The following is an 18,102-nucleotide window of genomic DNA, read 5'->3' as shown; positions in this document are numbered from 1 at the left end:
GTGCGTCAGTCCGCGGACACGACGAGGGCCTCGTCGTCCAGAGTGAGAGAGCGGCTCGCGTCGACCGTCCGCGGGCGGCAGGGACCGCGGAAGGCGGCGGTGTGGATCTGGAACCGGGCTGGGCTGTTGAACTCCAGGACCTGGAGGCGCCAGGGGATGCCTTCATGGAGGGACGGCACCGCCAGGTGGACGACGGCGGAGGCGGCGCGCTCGGTGCCGTTCTCGGTGTGTGCGGCGGTGTAACGGGCCAGCCGGAGTTCGGCCCGAGGAGGCAGTTCGGAGATCGGGTTCGGAGTGGGCGTGGGGAGTGGCGACGACGCCGCGAATGCCGCGATCCTGGCGTGTGTCCTCTCGTGAAAGTGTCGATCGTCGAGGATGCCCCGCAGGCTCCGCGTGAACCAGGGCACCAGGGTGGGGCCGCCGCGCTCCATCCAGGTCTCGATCAGGCGGTGGTACGCGGCTTCGCGGCGAGCGGCCACGACGGCGGTGCCCGCGCCTGCGAAGGCTCGGCTGAGGGCCCGCACCATGGCCTGGTCGGCCCGGGCGACGAAGCGGGTCATGCGGATCTCCGTCATCGCGCCGTGCAGGAGTCTGGCGGCGAGTAAGGAGGCGCCCTCCAGCGGCCTCATTCTCGGGGGTGGAGAGGCGGGATCATGGTCGGCGGGCGGTGTTCGGGCGTCCGCGGCGCGGCCGGCGGTCGAAAGGTGCCAGGCCCAGTCGCGGGGCAGGACTTCGGCGCCTGCCGCCCGGAGGGTCCCGTGGGTGCCGATACCGATCGCCAAGCTGTTCGCGTCGGTGGCGAGGGTGATTCCGGGTGCGTCGCGAGAGTCGACCTGGATCTCGGTGATGTCCGTCAGCCAGATGTGCAGCTTGGCGGGCTCCTCCTCTCTCCTGCCTGTCTCGTAACGGCGCGGCACGGCCACGGTGAGGGTGCCGGTCAGTCGCGAGCCCTCGCGTTCGAGGAGCAAGGTGAGGACCTCTGCGCCTGTCATGTCGTAGTCGGTGGCGATCTCGGCAGCCGTGCCGGCCGTGAGGAGCATCGATCGAGGCAGGACCTTTCCCCGAGCGCTGCGGCCGTGGAAGGGACTCTCCGAGAGGTGAGGGAGCAGCGGCTCCAGGTTGTGTCCGGCGAGCGCGGCCTGCTCGATCATCCAGGACCGTCGCTCCGCCCCCAGAGCGGCCATCCATCTCAGCGCCGCCCGCGCTCGCCGCTCACGGCCCCACGGTGTGCGGGCAGCGGCGGCGTGGAACAGCGGGAAGGTGTTGTTGTCCCAGATGTCGGCCACCGTGTGGATGGTCTGCCGGTCGAAGGACCTCGCGTCTTGGGCGGCCGCCGCGATCTGCGCCAGCGATCGGTCCAGCAGAGCGCCCAGCGCGGCCGTCGCCGTCCCTCCTCCGATCATCAGCGACGCTCGGGCCCATCGGGAGAGCCGTGGGCAGGATGGGTGGCGACGGCGCGGTTGCTCGCCAGCGTCCGCCAGTCCTGTTCCAGCGGGGCGTCCACCTCGGCTCGTCGGCGTGGGCCGGGCGGAAGTACCGGTTTGACGTCCGTGTCCGTCCAACTGCCGACCATGGCCGCCAGCCTACGGCGTCGCCTTCCGGGTCGGCGATCTCCGCGCCTCGGGCCCGGCGAATCCCGCGCCCCTGGCGGCGGCGGGCGGCGGGCGGCGGGCGGCGGGCGGCGATGCTCAGTCGCCGATGTGGAGGACGGCGGCGCCGGTCACGCGGTCGGCGGCCAGGTCGGACAGGGCTCGGTCGGCCTCGTCCAGCCCGTACGACGCGGTGGTGACGCGCAACGGGTGGCGACGGGCGAACGCCAGCAGGGCGCGGCCGTCCGCGCGGGTGTTGGCGGTGACGCTGCGCAGCGTGCGCTCCTGGAACAGGTGGTCCTGGTAGACCAGCGGAGGGATGTCGGTGAGGTGGATCCCGGCCACCGCCAGGGTGCCGCCGCGGTCGAGCGCGGCCAGCACCACGGGTACGAGGTCGCCGGCCGGGGCGAACAGGATGGCGGCGTCCAGCGGCTCGGGAGGAGCGTCGTAGGCCGGACGCGCCGAGGCGGCGCCGAGGTCGAGAGCCAGCCGCCGCGCGGAGTCGGCGCGGGTCATCACGTGCACCGTGGCCCCCTGGGCGAGGGCGACCTGGGTGGTGAGGTGGGCGGAGGCGCCGAAGCCGTACACGCCCAGCCGCCCGCCCTGCGGCAGGTCGGCGCGCAGCAGCGCCCGGTAGCCGATGATGCCGGCGCACAGCAGCGGGGCCAGCTTGTCGGCGGGCTGGTCGTCGGGCAGCTCATAGACGAAGTCCTGCGGGGCGACCAGGTATTCGGCGTATCCTCCGTCGGCGTCCCAGCCGGTGTAGCGCGAGTGGGGGCACAGGTTCTCGGCGCCGCGCAGGCAGTAGCGGCACCTGCCGCAGGTGGCGCGCAGCCACGCGACGCCCACGCGCGTGCCGTTCGCGAGCAGGCCGGCGCCCGGGCCGCGGTCCACGACCCGCCCCACCACCTCGTGCCCGGGGACCGTAGCGGGCCTGCGGGGGGTCAGGTCGCCCTCGGCCAGGTGCAGGTCGGTACGGCAGACGGCGCACACCTCGACCCTGATGAGCACCTCGCCCTCGGCGGGCTCGGGCACGGGCAGGCGCACCTTCTCGAGCGGACCTGTCGCCATGGGGCCCGGACGTCGCACCACCCAGGCCGTCATCGTGCCTCCCATTTCCTCATCGTCACATGGGAGCTCGGGTCGGCTTCGTCGGCGCTGGTCGAGGAGGTGGACGAGCCCCCGGGGATCGGGTCCGCGGCACCCGCCTTCGTGGTCCCGGGGGTCGCGGACCGCCAGTAGGCGTCGGGCACTATGGAGACGTGACGCAGATGGTAGGGAGCGGGCCGGGCACGCGGTCCTTCGACAGGCTGGTCGAGTTCGTCGGTCTGGGCGGCGTCGTGGTCCTGAGCGGAGCGGGACTGTCCACGGAGTCGGGTATCCCCGACTACCGCGGCGAGACCGGGCGGATGCGCAGGGCCGAGCCGATGACCTATCAGACGTTCGTCGGCAGCGCCGCGGCCCGCCGCCGCTACTGGGCCCGCAGCCACGTGGGCTGGCGGCACATCGCCCACGCCACGTCCAACGCCGGTCATCACGCCGTCGCCGCGCTGCAGGCGCGCGGGCTGGTCACCGACGTCATCACGCAGAACGTCGACGGCCTGCACCAGGCCGCGGGCGCCGAGCGGGTGGTTGAGCTGCACGGCAGCCTCCACCGCGTGCGATGCCTGTCGTGCGGCGAGCGCACCCCTCGCGAGCGGCTCCACCAGCGGCTGAGCGCCGCCAACCCCGGCTGGGCGGCCGCGGCGGGCACGATCAACCCCGACGGCGACGCGGTGCTCGCCGACGACCACGTCGACACCTTCACGATCGTCGACTGCGCCGCCTGCGACGGCGTGCTCAAGCCTGACGTGGTGTTCTTCGGCGAGAACGTGCCGCGCCCCCGCGTCGCGAACTGCTTCGAGCTGACCGAGGGCGCCGACCTGCTGCTGGTGCTCGGCTCCTCGCTGACCGTGATGTCCGGATATCGGTTCGTACGGCGGGCGGTCGAGCACGCCATCCCCGTCGCGATCATCAACCAGGGCCCGACGAGGGGCGACGACGACGCCGCTGTGGCGGTCGACGCCCCGCTCGGTCCGACGCTCACCGCCCTGCTGGACGAGCTCCGCCCATAATGCCGATGACCTGAAATCAGGAAATATCCGGGAAGACGATCTACGGTGGGTCGCGCTGCCATACGATCCTCTGAAACCGAGGAAGGGCGAGGGTGTGGAGCGCGACGAGCAGGTGCCGACGGTCATCGACCCCAACACGCCGAGCGTGGCGCGCATGTACGACTACTACCTCGGCGGCAAGGACAACTTCCCCTCCGACAGGGAAGCCGCTGAGAAGATCACCCAGCTCGTGCCCAACATCTCGCAGATCGCCCGCGACAATCGCGACTTCCTGATCAGGGTCGTGCGCATGCTGGCCGCGGCCGGCGTGCGCCAGTTCATCGACATCGGCACCGGCCTGCCCACCAGGCAGAACGTCCACGAGGTCGCTCTGGAGGCCGCGCCCGACTCCAGGATCGTCTACGTCGACAACGACCCGATCGTGCTCGTGCACGCCAGGGCGCTGCTCGCCGAGACCCCGCAGACGATCGTGGTGGGCGCCGACCTGCGCGACACCGCCTCGATCCTCGACCATCCCGAGGTCGGCGCCCACATCGACTTCGGCCGGCCGGTGGCCGTGCTGCTGTTCGCCATCCTCCACTTCGTCCCCGACCACCAGGAGTCGGCCGACATCGTCCGGCGGCTGTGCGCCCCGCTGGCCGTCGGCAGCCACCTGGCCGTGTCGCACAGTTACGCCGGCGACCTGACGAGCGAGACGATCAGCACCGGCAGGACGGTCTACCGGGCGGCGACCGCGGGCTCGCTCACGCCGCGCACGACCGAGCAGATCAGCGCCTACTTCGACGGCCTCGACGTGCTCGAGCCCGGTGTGGTGCCGATCGACGCGTGGCGCCCCGAGTGGCCCGACGTCGAGCCCGACTTCACCAAGCCTGGCCTGCTCGGCGGCGTGGCCCGAATCCCGTAACGCCGCGAGGCGACCCCGCGCCCAACGTCGGCCGGTCCAGCGACCGGCAGGCCGCCGCGGTCCCGGAGGCGCGGGTCAGCGATCGGCAGGCCGCCGCGGTCCCGGAGGCGCGGGTCAGCGATCGGCGGGCCGCCGCGGACCCGAAGACGGGGGGAACGGCCGCGGCGGGGTGAGCGCCTCGGATGTCTGCCCGCCGAACCGTCCGGCCAGGCGCTGACCCAGCGCGACAGGCAGTGCCGGGAGCGCCGCCCTGATCCGCTCGGCGCCCGGCGGGCCGAACCGCCCGGCGTTCTTGAGCGCGAGCTGGGCGGCGCGGCCCTGCACCTCGTAGGAGGCGTGGTGGAAGGCGGAGGCGAGCGCCGGGGCGATCTCGTCGGCGTGGACGACGGCCTGCCGTACGCTTTGCTCCAGCCAGGTCAGGCCGGTGCGCGCGAGCGTGATCTCGGCCCTGAACACCAGCGCCTCGACCGCCTCCGCCACGTCGGCGCTCTCGTGCCCCCCGAGCCGCCGCAGGTGGCGCAGCGCGAGCTCGGCGACCGGGCCGGGCGCGGACGGCAGCAGCCGCAGGTAGTCGCGCCGCCGCTCGCCCACCTCCGCCTCCGAAGGGGCGAGCAGTTCGTGCAGGCGGACGAAGAAGCGCAGGTCCTGGGCGCTGCCGCCGCGCAGGAAGCGGCGCACGCACCCGTCGAGCAGCAGCTGCCTGTCGCCCAGTTCGCGCAGCCTGCGCAGCCACGGCGAGAGCGGCTCGATGCGCTCGTGCCGCAACACCCGGCCGACGCCCTCGGCCTCGAACATCCTCGGCAGCAGCGCGTCCGTCAGCGGATCGGGACGCGGCCTCCACCCCGCCGACACCCACGCCACGACCAGCGGATCGTGTTCGGGCGGTGGAGCTCCCATGCTCCGCAGCAGCGCCAGCGCGAGCGGCACGCCCGGATCACGAGGACCTCTCAGCCTGGCGGCCAGCCGTACGGCCAGCGCCGCCTGCCACGCGGCGGGCCTGGCGCTCAGCACGTGCAGGAGGGGTGCGAGGTCGCCAGTGGTGTGGGTCAGGTCGCGCCTGGTCACCCAGGAGGCCACCGCCGAGACGGCGCTGAGCGTGCCCGCCCCGGCCAGCCGTACCAGGCCGGGCCACTTCTCCCACGGTTGGCGCACCTCGTCCCAGTCGTCGTCCGTCCAGCGGGCGTGCTCCCTGGCCTCGGTGCGCGCCCGCATGACCGCGATGTGGCCGCGCAACTCCCCGGCGACCAGCCTGCGCTCGCCGTCGTCGAGAGCGAGCAGCCGTCGCCCGAGCGCGTCCGGGTCACCCGCGTCGATGAGGTCGCGGATCTCGTGCCACACAGTCGGGAGGGGTGCCGTGTCCTGCGTCATGGCTGGGAACCATAGAGATCACCTCCGACAGAATCCTCAGCAGCCGTCCGGCGCGGGGGAAGTACCCGTCGTGGGGTCCGCCGCCTGGCTCGGCCGCGAAGTGGGCGTAGCCGACGGCGTCGTCGGGGATGCCGAGCGCCACTGGTCCCAAGGGTCGAGACGAAGCACAGGTGGCCCGGCGGTTGCGCGCCCAGTCAGGTCCGGCAGCCGCCCGCTGTTCGCGAACTCGACCACCTCGTCGAAGGCGGGACGCGCGGCGAGGATCCACACAGCGGGATCACGGAGGGAAGGCGCCGCGCCGTAGAACTCCGGTGTGCAGAAACCGTGAAGATTCCGGCTCCGATGACCGCCGAATTCGTAGCAGACATTTACTCTAGGCATCCACTGACTCGTCATGTTAGATGGAAGAGCGTCACCGTGGTAAACCGGGAGAGAGGACCGGGCAGAATGGCGCTGGTTCTTGACGGTGTCGGTGTGCGACGACGTGACGAGATCTGGCTCGACGGCATTGACCTGGAATTATCCAGCGGATTGACGGTCCTGCTCGGGCCGCTGGGCGCGGGCAAGTCGACGCTGATGCGGGTCATGGCCGGTCTGCAACCCCTTACCACGGGCCGGGTCATTGTCAAGGGAAAAGACGTGTCCGCCATTTCGGTGCGAAAGCGCTCGGTGGCCTTCGTCTACCAGCAATTCATTAACTATCCGTCGCTGACGGTCCACGAGAACATCGCCTCGCCGCTCCGGCTCGATTCCGCCTTTCCAAACAAGGACGTCGATCGCCGGGTGCGCGAGGTCGCCGAGCTCATGGGCCTCGGCGACCTGCTCGACCGCCGACCGGCGGAGCTTTCGGGCGGTCAGCAGCAGCGCACCGCCATCGCCAGGGCGCTGGCGCGGCCGGTCGACGTGCTGCTGCTCGACGAGCCGCTGGCCAACCTCGACTACAAGCTGCGGGAGCAGCTCAGGGGCGACCTCAGGCGCAGGTTCGCGGGATCGCCGAGCGTGGTCGTCTACTCCACCGCCGACCCCGCCGAGGCGCTCGGCTTCGCCGCGCCGACCGTGGTGCTCGGCGAGGGAAGGGTCCAGCACGTCGGCGACGCGGCCGACATGTACGACAGGCCGCCGACGCTGGCCGTCGCCGCCGCGCTCAGCGACCCGCCGCTGAACCTGCTGCCGGGGATCGTGCGCGACGGCCGGATCGAGTGCATGGGCGCCTCCGTTCCCGCCCCGCGGGAGTACGCCACCGGCCGGCACGTCGTCCTCGGCGTACGCCCCCACCAGGTGAGCATCGACAGCGCGGTGGTAGGCGCGCTCGCCTTCCCCGCGGAGATCAGGCTCGCCGAGGTGACGGGCAGCGCCACGTTCCTGCACCTGCTGCTGCGGGGTGACAGGCACCTGGTCGCCCAGGTGAAGGGGACGCGCCCGGTCACTCCCGGCGAGCCGGCGACCGCCTACGTCGACCCCGCCCACGTCCTGGTCTTCGACGAGGCGGGCGCCCGCCTGACGGCAGGCTCGACGACGGGGGTCGATCCGCATGGCTGACATCCGCCTCGAAGGCGTCGGGCACAGCTACGACGGCGGCCGGACGTGGGCGCTCAAGCCGCTGACCTGGACCTGGCGGGACGGCAGGGCTTATGCCCTGCTCGGGCCGAGCGGCTGCGGCAAGACCACGCTGCTGAACATCATCTCCGGCCTGCTCTCCCCGACGGTCGGGCGGATCTGGTTCGGCGAGCGCGAGGTGACCTCGGTGCCGACCGCCGGCCGTAACATCGCGCAGGTCTTCCAGTTCCCCGTCCTGTACGAGGAGATGTCCGTCTACGACAACCTCGCCTTCCCGCTGCGCAACCGCAGGTACCCGAAGGCGGAGGTCGACCGGCGGGTGCGCACCGTGTCGCGGCTGCTCGGCCTCGACGACCAGCTCGGCCGCAGGTCGCGCAGGCTGGATGCGGGCCGCCAGCAGATCGTCAGCCTCGGCCGGGGGCTGGTCCGCTCCGAGGTCGCGGCCGTGCTGCTCGACGAGCCGCTCACCGTGATCGACCCCGCCCTGAAGTGGACGCTGCGCAGCAAGCTGAAGGAGATCCACCGCGACACGGGGCACACGCTCGTCTACGTCACCCACGACCAGACCGAGGCGCTCACCTTCGCCGACGAGGTGGTGGTGCTCAAGGACGGGCAGATCGTCCAGTCGGGCACGCCCGCCGAGCTGTTTCTGTCGCCCGCGCACGAGTTCGTCGGCCATTTCATCGGCTCGCCGGGCATGAACGTGCTGCCGGCCGAGATCGCCGACGGCCTGGTGCGGGTGGGCGAGGCGGTGGTCGGCAGGGCCGTGGGCGAGCTGCCCGCGGGTCCCGTGCGCGTCGGCGTCAGACCGGAGTTCGTACGGATCACCGCCACCCCCGACCCGCCGGGCCTGAAGGCGCGGATCACCGGGGTGGACCGCATGGGCGCCTACCACCTGGTCCACGCCGAGGCAGGCGGCCACGACCTGGTCGCCAAGGTCGACGCGGGCCCGGCGCTGCCCCCGGGCTCTGTCCAGTTCTTCCAGTTCGCCCCCGACGCGGCGTTCCTGTTCAGGGACGAGGTCAGGTGCGGGTCGATCGCGCCGCCGGAAGAAGGGCGGGAAGCGTGAGCGAGCAGGACCAGGGCAGGCAGGCCGACCTCAAGCCGAAGAACAACCGCGCCTGGTTCCTCGTGCTGCCCGTCGTGGTGTCGGTCGCGTTCACCGCGGTGATCCCGCTGATGACCGTGGTCAACTTCTCCGTGCAGGACATCTTCACCCCCACCGACCGGATCTTCGTGGGCCTCGACTGGTTCAGGTCCGTCTCCCGCGACCCCGAGGTCAGGGCCGCCTTCGTGCGGACCCTGCTGTTCTCCGCCCAGGTGCTGCTGGTGGAGATCCCGCTCGGCGTGGCGATCGCGGTGTGCATGCCGCGGCGCGGCTTCTGGGTATCGGTCGCCCTGGTCGTCGTCGCGCTGCCGCTGCTCATCCCGTGGAACGTGGTGGGCACCATCTGGCAGATCTTCGCCCGCGGCGACATCGGGCTGGGCGGCTGGGCGATCAACAACGTCCTCGGGATCGGCTTCAACTACACCCTCGACTCCACCGACGCCTGGATCACCGTCCTGGTCATGGACGTCTGGCACTGGACCCCGCTGGTCGCGCTGCTGGCCTACGCGGGCCTGCGCTCCATCCCCGACCCGTACTTCCAGGCCGCGCAGATCGACGCCGCCTCGGCGTGGGCGACCTTCCGCCACATCCAGCTGCCGCGCCTGCGCGGTGTGCTGACCATCGCGATCCTGCTGCGCTTCATGGACAGCTTCATGATCTACACCGAGCCGTTCGTGGTGACAGGCGGCGGTCCTGGCAACGCCACCTCCTTCCTCAGCATCCTGCTGTCGAAGATCGCCGTCGGGCAGTTCGACCTCGGCCCCGCGGGCGCGTTCTCGCTGCTCTACTTCCTCATCGTCCAGATCATCTCGTACGTCTTCTTCACCGTGCTGACAAGGAGCGGCAGATGAGGCCGCAGCTGAGGCTGCCGTGGGCGCGCACGGTGTTCTGGCTGTACGCCGCCACGCTGATGCTGCCGCTGCTGTGGATGTTCGGCATGTCCATCAGGCCCAACGAGGACATCCTCGGCAGTTTCTCGCTCATTCCGCAGCGGGTGACGCTGGAGAACTACGAGACGTTCTTCACCGACGCGGTGTGGTACTCGAGTTATCTCAACTCGATCCTCTACACCTCGATGAACGCGGTCATGTCGCTGATCGTGGCGCTGCCCGCGGCGTACGCCTTCTCGCGGTTCAGGTTCGCCGGGGACAAACACCTGTTCTTCTGGCTGCTGACGAACAGAATGGCGCCGCCTGCCGTCTTCCTGCTGCCGTTCTTCCAGATCTACCAGAGCGTCGGGCTGTTCGACACGCATCTCGGCGTGGCCATCGCGCACATGCTCTTCAACGTGCCGCTGGCGGTGTGGATCCTCGAAGGGTTCATGTCGGGGATTCCGCGCGAGATCGACGAGACGGCGGCCATCGACGGCTATTCGCTGCCGCGTTTCTTCATCCGGATCTTCCTACCGATGATCCGCTCGGCGATCGGGGTCACCGCCTTCTTCTGCTTCATGTTCAGCTGGGTCGAACTGCTCATCGCCAGGACCATCACCTCGGTCGACGCCAAGCCGATCGCCGCGACGATGACGCGGACGGTGAGCGCGGCGGGCGTCGACTGGGGGCTGCTGGCGGCGGCGGGCGTGCTGACGATCATCCCGGGGGCGATCGTCATCTGGTTCGTCAGGAACTACATCGCCAAGGGCTTCTCCATGGGGAGGGTCTGACCGTGCTCGAGTGGATGGTGTGGACCCCGCCCACTGCCCTGGTGTTCGCCGGGCTCGGCCTGCTGCTGTGCGGGATGGCGGTGTGGGCCAGGCTCTCGCCGCCCGTGGCGCGCCGCGGCTTCCTGCGTATCGAGACCGACAGGGGCGACCGGCTGTACATCGGGCTGATCGCCGCGGCCGTCGTGCTGGCCGGGTGGATCGCCGTCACCGACCTGTCCATGTGGCTCGCGCTGGGCTGCGCGCTGCTGGTGGCGCTGGTCATCGGCATCTGGGGTTGAAGGAGGGACGATGTCGTCAACGCTCAACCGGGTGGGCGCCGTACTCATCCTGCTGGTGGCAGGGTGCAGCACCGGCGGGGGAGGTGGGGGCGCGAGCGACTTCAGGGAGGAGGACGGCAGGGCGGCGGCTCGCCGCTGGGTCAGCCAGGAGTTCACCCCCAGCACGCTCTCCCGTGATCGGCAATTGGCGGAGATGGACTGGTTCGTCAAGGCGGCCGCGCCGTACCGGGGAATGGAGATCAACGTGGTCTCCGAGACGATCACCACCCACGAGTACGAGTCGAGGACCCTCGCCAAGGCCTTCAGCGAGATCACCGGGATCAGGCTCAAGCACGACCTGATCCAGGAGGGCGACGTCGTCGAGAAGCTCCAGACCCAGATCCAGGGTGACCAGAACATCTACGACGCCTACGTCAACGACTCCGACCTCATCGGCACCCACTCGCGCGGCGACTACGTCTTCCCGCTGTCGGACTACATGGCGGGAGAGGGCAAAGCCGTCACCTCGCCCACGCTCGACCTGCAGGACTTCATCGGCACGAGCTTCACCACCGGCCCGGACAAGAGGCTCTACCAGTTGCCCGACCAGCAGTTCGCCAACCTCTACTGGTTCCGCTACGACTGGTTCACCGACGAGAAGATCAGGAAGCAGTTCAAGGACGCCTACGGCTACGACCTCGGCGTCCCGGTCAACTGGGCCGCCTACGAGGACATCGCCGACTTCTTCACCAACAAGGTGAACGGCGACGGCACGATCGACGGCAAGAAGGTCTACGGCCACATGGACTACGGCAGGAAGGACCCGTCGCTCGGCTGGCGCTTCACCGACTCGTGGCTGTCCATGGCGGGCAACGGCGACCCCGGCATCCCCAACGGCCTGCCGGTGGACGACTGGGGCATCAGGGTGGAGAACTGCAGGCCCGTCGGCTCGTCGGTGACCCGCGGCGGCGACACCAACGGCCCGGCGGCCGTCTACGCGCTGACGAAGTACGTGGACTGGCTGAAGAAGTACGCGCCGAAGGAGGCGGCGGGCATGAACTTCAGCGAGTCGGGGCCCGTTCCCGCGCAGGGCGCCGTCGCGCAGCAGGTCTTCTGGTACACCGCGTTCACCGCCGACATGACCAAGCCGGGGCTGCCGGTCGTCAACGCCGACGGCACGCCGAAGTGGCGGATGGCGCCCAGCCCGCACGGCGCGTACTGGAAGGACGGCAACAAGCTGGGCTACCAGGACGCCGGAGCGTGGACCCTGCTGAAGAACACGCCCCAGGAGCGGCGGGCGGCGGCATGGCTGTACGCCCAGTTCGTCACCTCGAAGACGGTGTCGCTGAAGAAGTCCATCACCGGCCTCACCTTCATCCGCGACTCCGACATCAGGAGCGACTACTTCACCGACAACGCCGCCAAGTACGGCGGGCTGATCGAGTTCTACCGCTCGCCCGCCCGCAAGCAGTGGACGCCGACGGGCACCAACGTGCCCGACTACCCGAGGCTCGCCCAACTGTGGTGGCAGAACGTGGCCACCGCCGTCACCGGCGAGACGACCGCCCAGCAGTCGATGGACAACCTGGCCAAGCAGCAGGACGAGATCCTCTCCCGGCTGGAGCGGCGGGGGTACGGCGGTGCCTGCGCGCCCAAGCTGAACCAGGAAAGGGACGCCCAATACTGGCTCGACCAGCCCGGCGCGCCCGCGCCGAGGCTCGCCGACGAGCGGGGCAAGCCGGAGACGCTCGACTACGACAAGCTGCTGGCCCAGTGGAAGGACGCTGACTGAGTCGCCGAGTTGCCCACCCGACACCTTTGTGTGAAGGTGTTAGGTAAGGCAAGCCTAAGTAAAGGATGGCGATGGACGTCCAGCACTACGACCTGACGGTGGTCAGGGCGATCGACCTCACCCCGCACATGCGGAGGGTCACCTTCACCGCGCCGAACCTGGCCGGGTTCCGCTCGGTGTCGCCCGACCAGCAGGTGAAGATCTTCCTGCCACCGCCAGGTCACGACGTCCCCGTCATCCCGCCGATGCCCGAGGACCGCGACATCACCACGTGGTACGCCGCCTACCTGGCCATGGACGACGCGATCAGGCCCGCCATGCGCACCTACACGATCCGCGCCCACCGCGACGAGCCCGCCGAGCTCGACATCGACTTCGTGCTGCACGACGACGCGGGCCCCGCCTCGGCGTGGGCGGCGGGCGCCGTGCCGGGGCAGCGGATCGCCATGGTGGGTCCCTCGGTCAGCCACGTCAGGACGCCCGCCTCCTACGACTGGATGCTGCTGGCCGGTGACGAGAGCGCGCTGCCGGCGATCGCGGCCGTCCTGGAGACGCTGCCCGACGGCATGTACGCGCGGGTCTTCGTCGAGGTGGCCGGGCCTCAGGAGGAGCAACTGCTGGAGACCAAGGCCGACCTCGACCTCACCTGGGTGCACCGCGGGCCTGGCGACCTGCTCCTGCGGGCGGTCGAGCAGTTCGCGCCGCCCGCGGGCGAGCCGTACGTGTGGCTGGCGGGGGAGGCCGGGGCGGTGCGGGCGCTGCGCAGGCACTTCGTCAACGACCGAGGGGTGCCGAAGTCCTCGATCGTGTTCGTCGGGTACTGGCGCCGGGCGCTGTCCCAGGACGCGCCGCCCACCGCCGAGGACCTGGCCGACGCCACCGAACAAGTCTGAGGCTAGTCGCATCTCGGCTCGCGCCCCGACACCGACAGCATGGCCGACATCAAGGCCTACCTCGACGCGGTCCTCAGCCAGGTGGGCTACCGGCCCTCCTCCTGAAGGACGCGCTGGGCGACGGCGAACGCGGCGTTGGCCGCGGGCACGCCGCAGTAGATCGCGCTCTGCAGCAGCACCTCGCCGATCTCGTCGGGGGTGAGCCCGTTGCGCAGCGCCGCGCGCACGTGCATCGCCAGCTCCTCGGTGTGCCCGTGGGCCACCAGGGCGGTGAGCGTGACACAGCTGCGGGTGCGCAGGTCGAGCCCCGGCCTGGTCCAGATCTCGCCCCACGCGTAACGGGTGATGAGGTCCTGGAAGTCGCGCGTGAACGGGGTCGTGCGGGCGATCGCCCGGTCGACGTGCTCGTCGCCGAGCACGGCCCGCCGTACCTCCATGCCGCCGGCCCGGCCCAGATGCGCGTCCATGGCGGCGGTGACGGGCTCGGGCCGGTCGATGTTGGCCAGGTGTGCGGCGCGCGGCAGCTCGACCAGCGTGGCGTCGGGCAGGCCGTCGGCCAGCTCCCGCGCGTGGGCAGGAGGGGTGGCGGGATCGTCGCGTCCGGCGACGACCAGGGTCGGCACGCCGATCTTCGGCAGGTCATGGCGCAGGTCGTAGGCGGCGAGCGCGTCGCAGCAGGCCGCGTACGACTCGGGGTCGGCCGCGCGCAGGTCGGCGAGCAGCGCGGGAACGGGCTCGCCCGCGAACCAGCGGGCCGCGGCGCCCTCCAGCAGGGGAGCGGTGCCGTGCGCCCGCACCAGGGCGGCCCGCTCCCGCCAGCCCTCGGGCGCGCCGAACCTGGCCGACGAGCAGACCAGCGTCAGCGTCGTGACCCTAGCGGGGTGGTGCAGCGCGAGGTGAGCGCCGATCGCGCCACCGAGCGAGATGCCCGCGTAGTGGAAGCGGTCCCAGCCGTGGTGGTCGGCCAGGCGCAGGACGAGTCCGGCCAGCTCCGCGACGCCGTCCACGGCGGCGGGCGCGGACCCGCCGTGCCCCGGCAGGTCGTAGCGCAGCACCCGGTGGCGGCGGGCGAGCGCGGCCACCTGCGGCTCCCAGACGCGCAGCGACGTGCCGAGCGAGGGACCCAGGATGATCGGCCGCCCGGCCGCGGGTCCTTCGAGCAGGTGGTGAAGCAGGGTCACGAGAACTCCATCGCGGTACGGCGCAGCGCCCTGTCGACGAGCTCGGGCGCCGCGCCCAGGTAGGTCGTGGGGTCGAGCAGACCCGGATCGGCCGGATCCCCGGCGACGGCGGCGAGGCGTTCGGAGACGATCAGCCCGCCTGTCGCGTCGAGATCGGCCCGCATGCGCTCAGGGTGGACGCGCAGCCCCTCGGCCAGCTCGGCCGCGTCCCGCGCGGCGCCGCCGGCGACTCTCAACAGCTCGCGCAACGGCTGCCACTCGGCGTGCCAGGCCCCCGAGGGGCGTTCGTCCTCGGCGGCGAGCGAGCCGTACAGGATGGCGGCCAGCGACGGCGCCTGGCGGGCGGCGGCGGCGATCCAGGTGGCCCGCACCGGGTTGCGCTTGTGCGGCATGGCCGACGAGCCGCCCCCCACGCCCTCCGACACCTCGCCGATCTCCGTGCGGGACAGGACCAGCACGTCGGCGGCGAGCTTGCCGAGCGCCCCCGCCGTGAAGGCGAGCGCGCCGCCCAGGTCGGCGACCGGGGTGCGCAGCACGTGCCACGGCATCGTGGGGACGGCCAGCCCGACCTGCCCGGCGAACGCCTCGGCCAGCCTGATCCCGATGTCGGGCGGGGACGGCGACGCCGGGCAGAGCGCGGCCGCGTGGGCGTGGAAGGCGGCCAGCGTTCCCGCCGCGCCGCCGAGCTGGGCGGGCAGCGCGGCGCGCACGGCGGCGAGCCGGTCGAGCGCGTCGAGGGCCAGCGCCCGCCAGCCGGCCGCCTTCAGCCCGAACGTGGTCGGCACCGCGTGCTGGGTCAGCGTACGGCCGGGCATCGGCGTGGCGCGGTGCTCGGCGGCCAGCCTGGCCAGCGCGGCAGCCGTACGGCCGAGATCGGCGAGCATCGGATCGAGCGCGCGGCGGGCGACGAGCATCAGCGCGGTGTCCATGATGTCCTGGCTGGTCGCGCCCAGGTGCACGTAGGGCGCGGCCTGCGCGCCGACCGCGGACCTCAGGTCGGCGACGAGCGGGATCACCGGGTTGCCGCCCTCGCGGGCGCGCAGGACGAGCGAGGCCAGCTCGAAGCGGTCGGCGCGGGCCGCCTGCGTCACCGCGTCCGCTGCGGCCTGGGGGACCGCGGGCAGGACCCGCGCCCACGCGCGGGTCAGCGCGGCCTCGGCCTCCAGCAGCGCCCGCAGGACCGCCGCGTCGCCCGTCGCATCCTCGACGGCCGACCCCGCGCGCGCCGCAGACAGCAGCCCCTGGTCAGCCGAAGTCAAGGAACACCGTCTCCCGCTCGCCCTGCAGGCGCACGTCGAAGACGTACACGCCAGGCCGCTCCTCCCGCGCCAGCAGCGTCGCCCTCAGCTCGGGCTCCAGCCCGGCCAGCAGCCGGTCCTGCTCATCGGCGCGCAAGTAGGCGCGGGTGTACAGGTGGTGGCCGAGCCCGCGCGCGAACACGCACACCGAGATGTACGGCAGGCCGGGCGCGAGCGTGCGCAGCATCCAGCGGCCGTCGGCGTCGGTGGCGACCCTGCCGAACCCGGTGAAGTCGAGCCCGTGCCTGCCGATGATCTCGCCGGTCACCGGATCGCGGCGCAGCGACCCGGGCGCGCCGCTCAGCCCCCCGGCGGGATCGGCCTGCCAGAACTCCAGCAGCGCGTCGGGCACGGGCTCGCCCGCGCCGTCGTACACGTGGCCGTGGACGACGATGCCGCCGGTCGCGACGTCACCGCCACCCGCGAACGGCAGCGCGTAGCCGTAGAAGGGGCCGACGGTCTGCGAAGGCGTGGGCTGTGTCATGACTCCGTCCAGGTGGCCGAGGGCCCGTCCAGCACGATGTCCCACCGGTAGCCGAGCGACCATTCCGGCACCGACAGGTCGTGGTCGTAGGCGGCGACCAAGCGCTCGCGGGCCCGCTCGTCCAGCACCGAGTTGAAGATCGGGTCGTAGCGGAACAGCGGGTCGCCGGGAAAGTACATCTGCGTGATCAGCCGCTGCGCGAACGCCGTGCCGAACAGCGAGAAGTGGATGTGCGCGGGCCGCCAGGCGTTGCGGTGGTTGCGCCACGGGTAGGCGCCCGGCTTGATCGTGGTGAAGGCGTACCGGCCCTCGTCGTCGGTCAGGCAGCGGCCCACCCCCGTGAAGTTGGGGTCGAGCGGGGCCGGATGGTCGTCGCGCTGGTGGGCGTAGCGGCCCGAGGCGTTGGCCTGCCACACCTCGACGAGCTGGCCGCGCACGGGACGGCCCGCCCTGTCCAGCACCCGTCCCGTGATCGTGATGCGTTCGCCCAGCGGCTCGCCGTGGTGCCGGCGGGTCAGGTCGGCGTCCAGCGCCGTCACGTCCGTCACGCCGAAGACCGGCCCGGCCAGCTCGGCGGCGTCGGGATCGTCGACCACGACCAGCGGCCGGTGCGGGTGGCGCAGGGCGCTGCTGCGGTAGGGGGCGAAGTCGCGGGCCGAATGGTGGCGCACGACGCCCTCTTTGCGATAGGCCTCGTGCAGGTCGGCGATCTCCGCGGAGATCCGCTCTTGCGTCATGGGGGCTCCTCAGCGTTCCAGTACGACGGCCAGGCCCTGGCCGACGCCGATGCACAGCGCGGCGAGACCGAGACCCGAGCCCGCGGCGGCGAGCTGGTGGGCGACCGCGCCGGTGATCCGCGCGCCTGAGGCGCCCAGCGGGTGCCCGACGGCGATGGCGCCGCCCCGCGGGTTGACGACCTCGGGGTCCAGCTCGGGCAGCTCGGCCAGGCAGCCGAGCACCTGGGCGGCGAACGCCTCGTTCAGCTCGACGACGGACGGCTCGCGGCCCCGCAACGCCTTCCTGATCGCCCCGACCGGACCCAGGCCGAAGTACTGCGGTTCGACCGCGCTGACCGCGCTCGCGGTGATCCTGGCCAGCGGCTCGCGCCCGGTCAGCGCCAGCCCCTCCCGGTCGCACAGCAGCAGGGCCGCCGCCCCGTCGTTGAGCGGCGAGGAGTTGCCCGCCGTGACCGTGCCGCCCTGCCTGAAGGCGGGCTTCAGCCTGGCCAACGCCGCCATCGAGGTGTCGTCGCGGATCGACTCGTCGCGCGTCACCTCGCCGACGGCGACGATCTCCCCGGTGAAGTCGGCCTTCGCCGCCTTCGCATGGCTGGCCAGGGCGTAGGCGTCCTGCGCCGCGCGGTCGATGCCGTGCTTGTCGGCGATCAGCTCGGCGCCCTCGCCGAGCGCGACCGTCCACTCCGGCGCCATGCGCGGGTTGACCAGCCGCCAGCCGAGCGTGGTGGAGACCAGCTCCTGGTTGCCCGCGGGGAAGGCCCGCGACGGCTTGGGCAGCACCCACGGCGCGCGGCTCATCGACTCGACCCCGCCGGCTACCACCACGGACGCCTCACCGAGCGCGATGGCCCGGTAGGCCTGGATCACCGCCTCCATGCCCGACCCGCACAACCGGTTCACCGTCGCGCCCGGCACGCTCACCGGCAGGCCCGCCAGCAGGACGGCCATGCGGGCCACGTTGCGGTTGTCCTCGCCCGCGCCGTTGGCGTTGCCGAACACCACGTCGGCGATCGCGGCGGGGTCGAGGGCGGGGGAGCGGGCCAGCAGCTCCTTGACGACGTGCGCCGCCAGGTCGTCTGGGCGCACATCCGACAGCGCGCCGCCGTACCTGCCGATGGGGGTGCGGACCGCATCGACGACGTAAACCTCGTTCACAG

The 18,102-nt window shown here is 71.7% G+C and carries 17 protein-coding genes; 9 read left to right on the top strand and 8 right to left on the bottom strand.

All coding sequences use genetic code 11. The annotated features are described in order from the left end of the window. Positions 1 to 5: 5 nt before the first annotated feature. Complete coding sequence (locus tag ACFXJ8_RS08305) at positions 6 to 1,403, bottom strand: hypothetical protein (RefSeq protein ID WP_379643145.1); 1,398 nt, start codon at positions 1,401 to 1,403, stop codon at positions 6 to 8. A 285-nt stretch (positions 1,404 to 1,688) separates the two neighbouring features. Further along, a complete protein-coding gene (locus ACFXJ8_RS08300) occupies positions 1,689 to 2,693 on the bottom strand; it encodes a zinc-binding alcohol dehydrogenase family protein (protein ID WP_379643144.1) in 1,005 nt (334 codons plus the stop codon). A 167-nt stretch (positions 2,694 to 2,860) separates the two neighbouring features. On the opposite strand from ACFXJ8_RS08300, the gene ACFXJ8_RS08295 reads away from it, so the two are divergent. Next, positions 2,861 to 3,703 carry an NAD-dependent protein deacetylase gene (locus tag ACFXJ8_RS08295; protein WP_379643274.1) on the top strand — a complete coding sequence of 281 codons (843 nt, stop codon included), beginning with the start codon at positions 2,861 to 2,863 and terminating at the stop codon, positions 3,701 to 3,703. A 94-nt stretch (positions 3,704 to 3,797) separates the two neighbouring features. After that, the gene (locus tag ACFXJ8_RS08290; protein ID WP_379643143.1) at positions 3,798 to 4,607 is read left to right on the top strand and encodes an SAM-dependent methyltransferase; all 810 of its coding nucleotides are present in this window, start codon (positions 3,798 to 3,800) and stop codon (positions 4,605 to 4,607) included. A gap of 114 nt (positions 4,608 to 4,721) precedes the next feature. Here the strand turns inward: ACFXJ8_RS08290 and ACFXJ8_RS08285 are convergent, their stop codons facing one another. Continuing rightward, positions 4,722 to 5,975, bottom strand: coding sequence for a DUF6493 family protein (locus ACFXJ8_RS08285; RefSeq protein WP_379643142.1), 1,254 nt, complete (start codon positions 5,973 to 5,975; stop codon positions 4,722 to 4,724). A 474-nt stretch (positions 5,976 to 6,449) separates the two neighbouring features. Here ACFXJ8_RS08285 and ACFXJ8_RS08280 point away from each other — a divergent pair, with 474 nt between their 5' ends. From ACFXJ8_RS08280 to ACFXJ8_RS08250, 7 genes are all read left to right on the top strand, one after another. Next, a complete protein-coding gene (locus tag ACFXJ8_RS08280; protein ID WP_379643141.1) occupies positions 6,450 to 7,514 on the top strand; it encodes an ABC transporter ATP-binding protein in 1,065 nt (354 codons plus the stop codon). Further along, a complete protein-coding gene (locus ACFXJ8_RS08275) occupies positions 7,507 to 8,601 on the top strand; it encodes an ABC transporter ATP-binding protein (protein WP_379643140.1) in 1,095 nt (364 codons plus the stop codon). Before ACFXJ8_RS08280 ends, ACFXJ8_RS08275 begins: the two co-directional genes overlap by 8 nt. Then, positions 8,598 to 9,491: a carbohydrate ABC transporter permease gene (locus ACFXJ8_RS08270; protein ID WP_379643139.1), complete on the top strand. Its 894-nt coding sequence runs from the start codon at positions 8,598 to 8,600 to the stop codon at positions 9,489 to 9,491. The genes ACFXJ8_RS08275 and ACFXJ8_RS08270 overlap by 4 nt, the downstream gene beginning before the upstream one ends. A 59-nt stretch (positions 9,492 to 9,550) precedes the next feature. Then, positions 9,551 to 10,303, top strand: a complete 753-nt coding sequence (locus ACFXJ8_RS08265) for a carbohydrate ABC transporter permease (RefSeq protein ID WP_379643273.1) — start codon at positions 9,551 to 9,553, stop codon at positions 10,301 to 10,303. Between the two features lie 2 nt (positions 10,304 to 10,305). Further along, positions 10,306 to 10,581 (top strand): DUF2160 domain-containing protein, encoded by a 276-nt coding sequence (locus ACFXJ8_RS08260; protein WP_379643138.1) that lies wholly within the window; start codon positions 10,306 to 10,308, stop codon positions 10,579 to 10,581. A 10-nt stretch (positions 10,582 to 10,591) separates the two neighbouring features. Then, the gene (locus tag ACFXJ8_RS08255) at positions 10,592 to 12,352 is read left to right on the top strand and encodes an ABC transporter substrate-binding protein (RefSeq protein ID WP_379643137.1); all 1,761 of its coding nucleotides are present in this window, start codon (positions 10,592 to 10,594) and stop codon (positions 12,350 to 12,352) included. Between the two features lie 71 nt (positions 12,353 to 12,423). Then, positions 12,424 to 13,245 (top strand): siderophore-interacting protein, encoded by an 822-nt coding sequence (locus ACFXJ8_RS08250; protein ID WP_379643136.1) that lies wholly within the window; start codon positions 12,424 to 12,426, stop codon positions 13,243 to 13,245. An 86-nt stretch (positions 13,246 to 13,331) separates the two neighbouring features. Here the strand turns inward: ACFXJ8_RS08250 and pcaC are convergent, their stop codons facing one another. The 5 genes from pcaC to ACFXJ8_RS08225 are packed head-to-tail and all read right to left on the bottom strand — an operon-like array spanning position 13,332 to position 18,100. After that, positions 13,332 to 14,420 (bottom strand): 4-carboxymuconolactone decarboxylase, encoded by a 1,089-nt coding sequence (gene pcaC / locus ACFXJ8_RS08245; RefSeq protein WP_379643272.1) that lies wholly within the window; start codon positions 14,418 to 14,420, stop codon positions 13,332 to 13,334. Positions 14,421 to 14,422: 2 nt separating this feature from the next. Continuing rightward, positions 14,423 to 15,685 carry a 3-carboxy-cis,cis-muconate cycloisomerase gene (gene pcaB, locus ACFXJ8_RS08240; RefSeq protein ID WP_379643135.1) on the bottom strand — a complete coding sequence of 421 codons (1,263 nt, stop codon included), beginning with the start codon at positions 15,683 to 15,685 and terminating at the stop codon, positions 14,423 to 14,425. Continuing rightward, positions 15,672 to 16,208, bottom strand: coding sequence for a protocatechuate 3,4-dioxygenase subunit alpha (pcaG, locus tag ACFXJ8_RS08235; protein WP_379643134.1), 537 nt, complete (start codon positions 16,206 to 16,208; stop codon positions 15,672 to 15,674). The genes pcaB and pcaG overlap by 14 nt, the downstream gene beginning before the upstream one ends. Next, a complete protein-coding gene (gene pcaH, locus ACFXJ8_RS08230; RefSeq protein WP_379643133.1) occupies positions 16,205 to 16,945 on the bottom strand; it encodes a protocatechuate 3,4-dioxygenase subunit beta in 741 nt (246 codons plus the stop codon). Before pcaH ends, pcaG begins: the two co-directional genes overlap by 4 nt. A gap of 9 nt (positions 16,946 to 16,954) precedes the next feature. After that, on the bottom strand, positions 16,955 to 18,100 hold the full coding sequence (locus ACFXJ8_RS08225) for a thiolase family protein (protein WP_379643132.1): 1,146 nt from the start codon (positions 18,098 to 18,100) through the stop codon (positions 16,955 to 16,957). Positions 18,101 to 18,102: the final 2 nt, after the last annotated feature.

This window comes from Nonomuraea sp. NPDC059194 (assembly GCF_042754765.1).
Classification (GTDB): domain Bacteria; phylum Actinomycetota; class Actinomycetes; order Streptosporangiales; family Streptosporangiaceae; genus Nonomuraea.
Note: the sequence above shows the minus strand (reverse complement) of the source record. Positions and strands in the feature narration are given on the sequence as shown.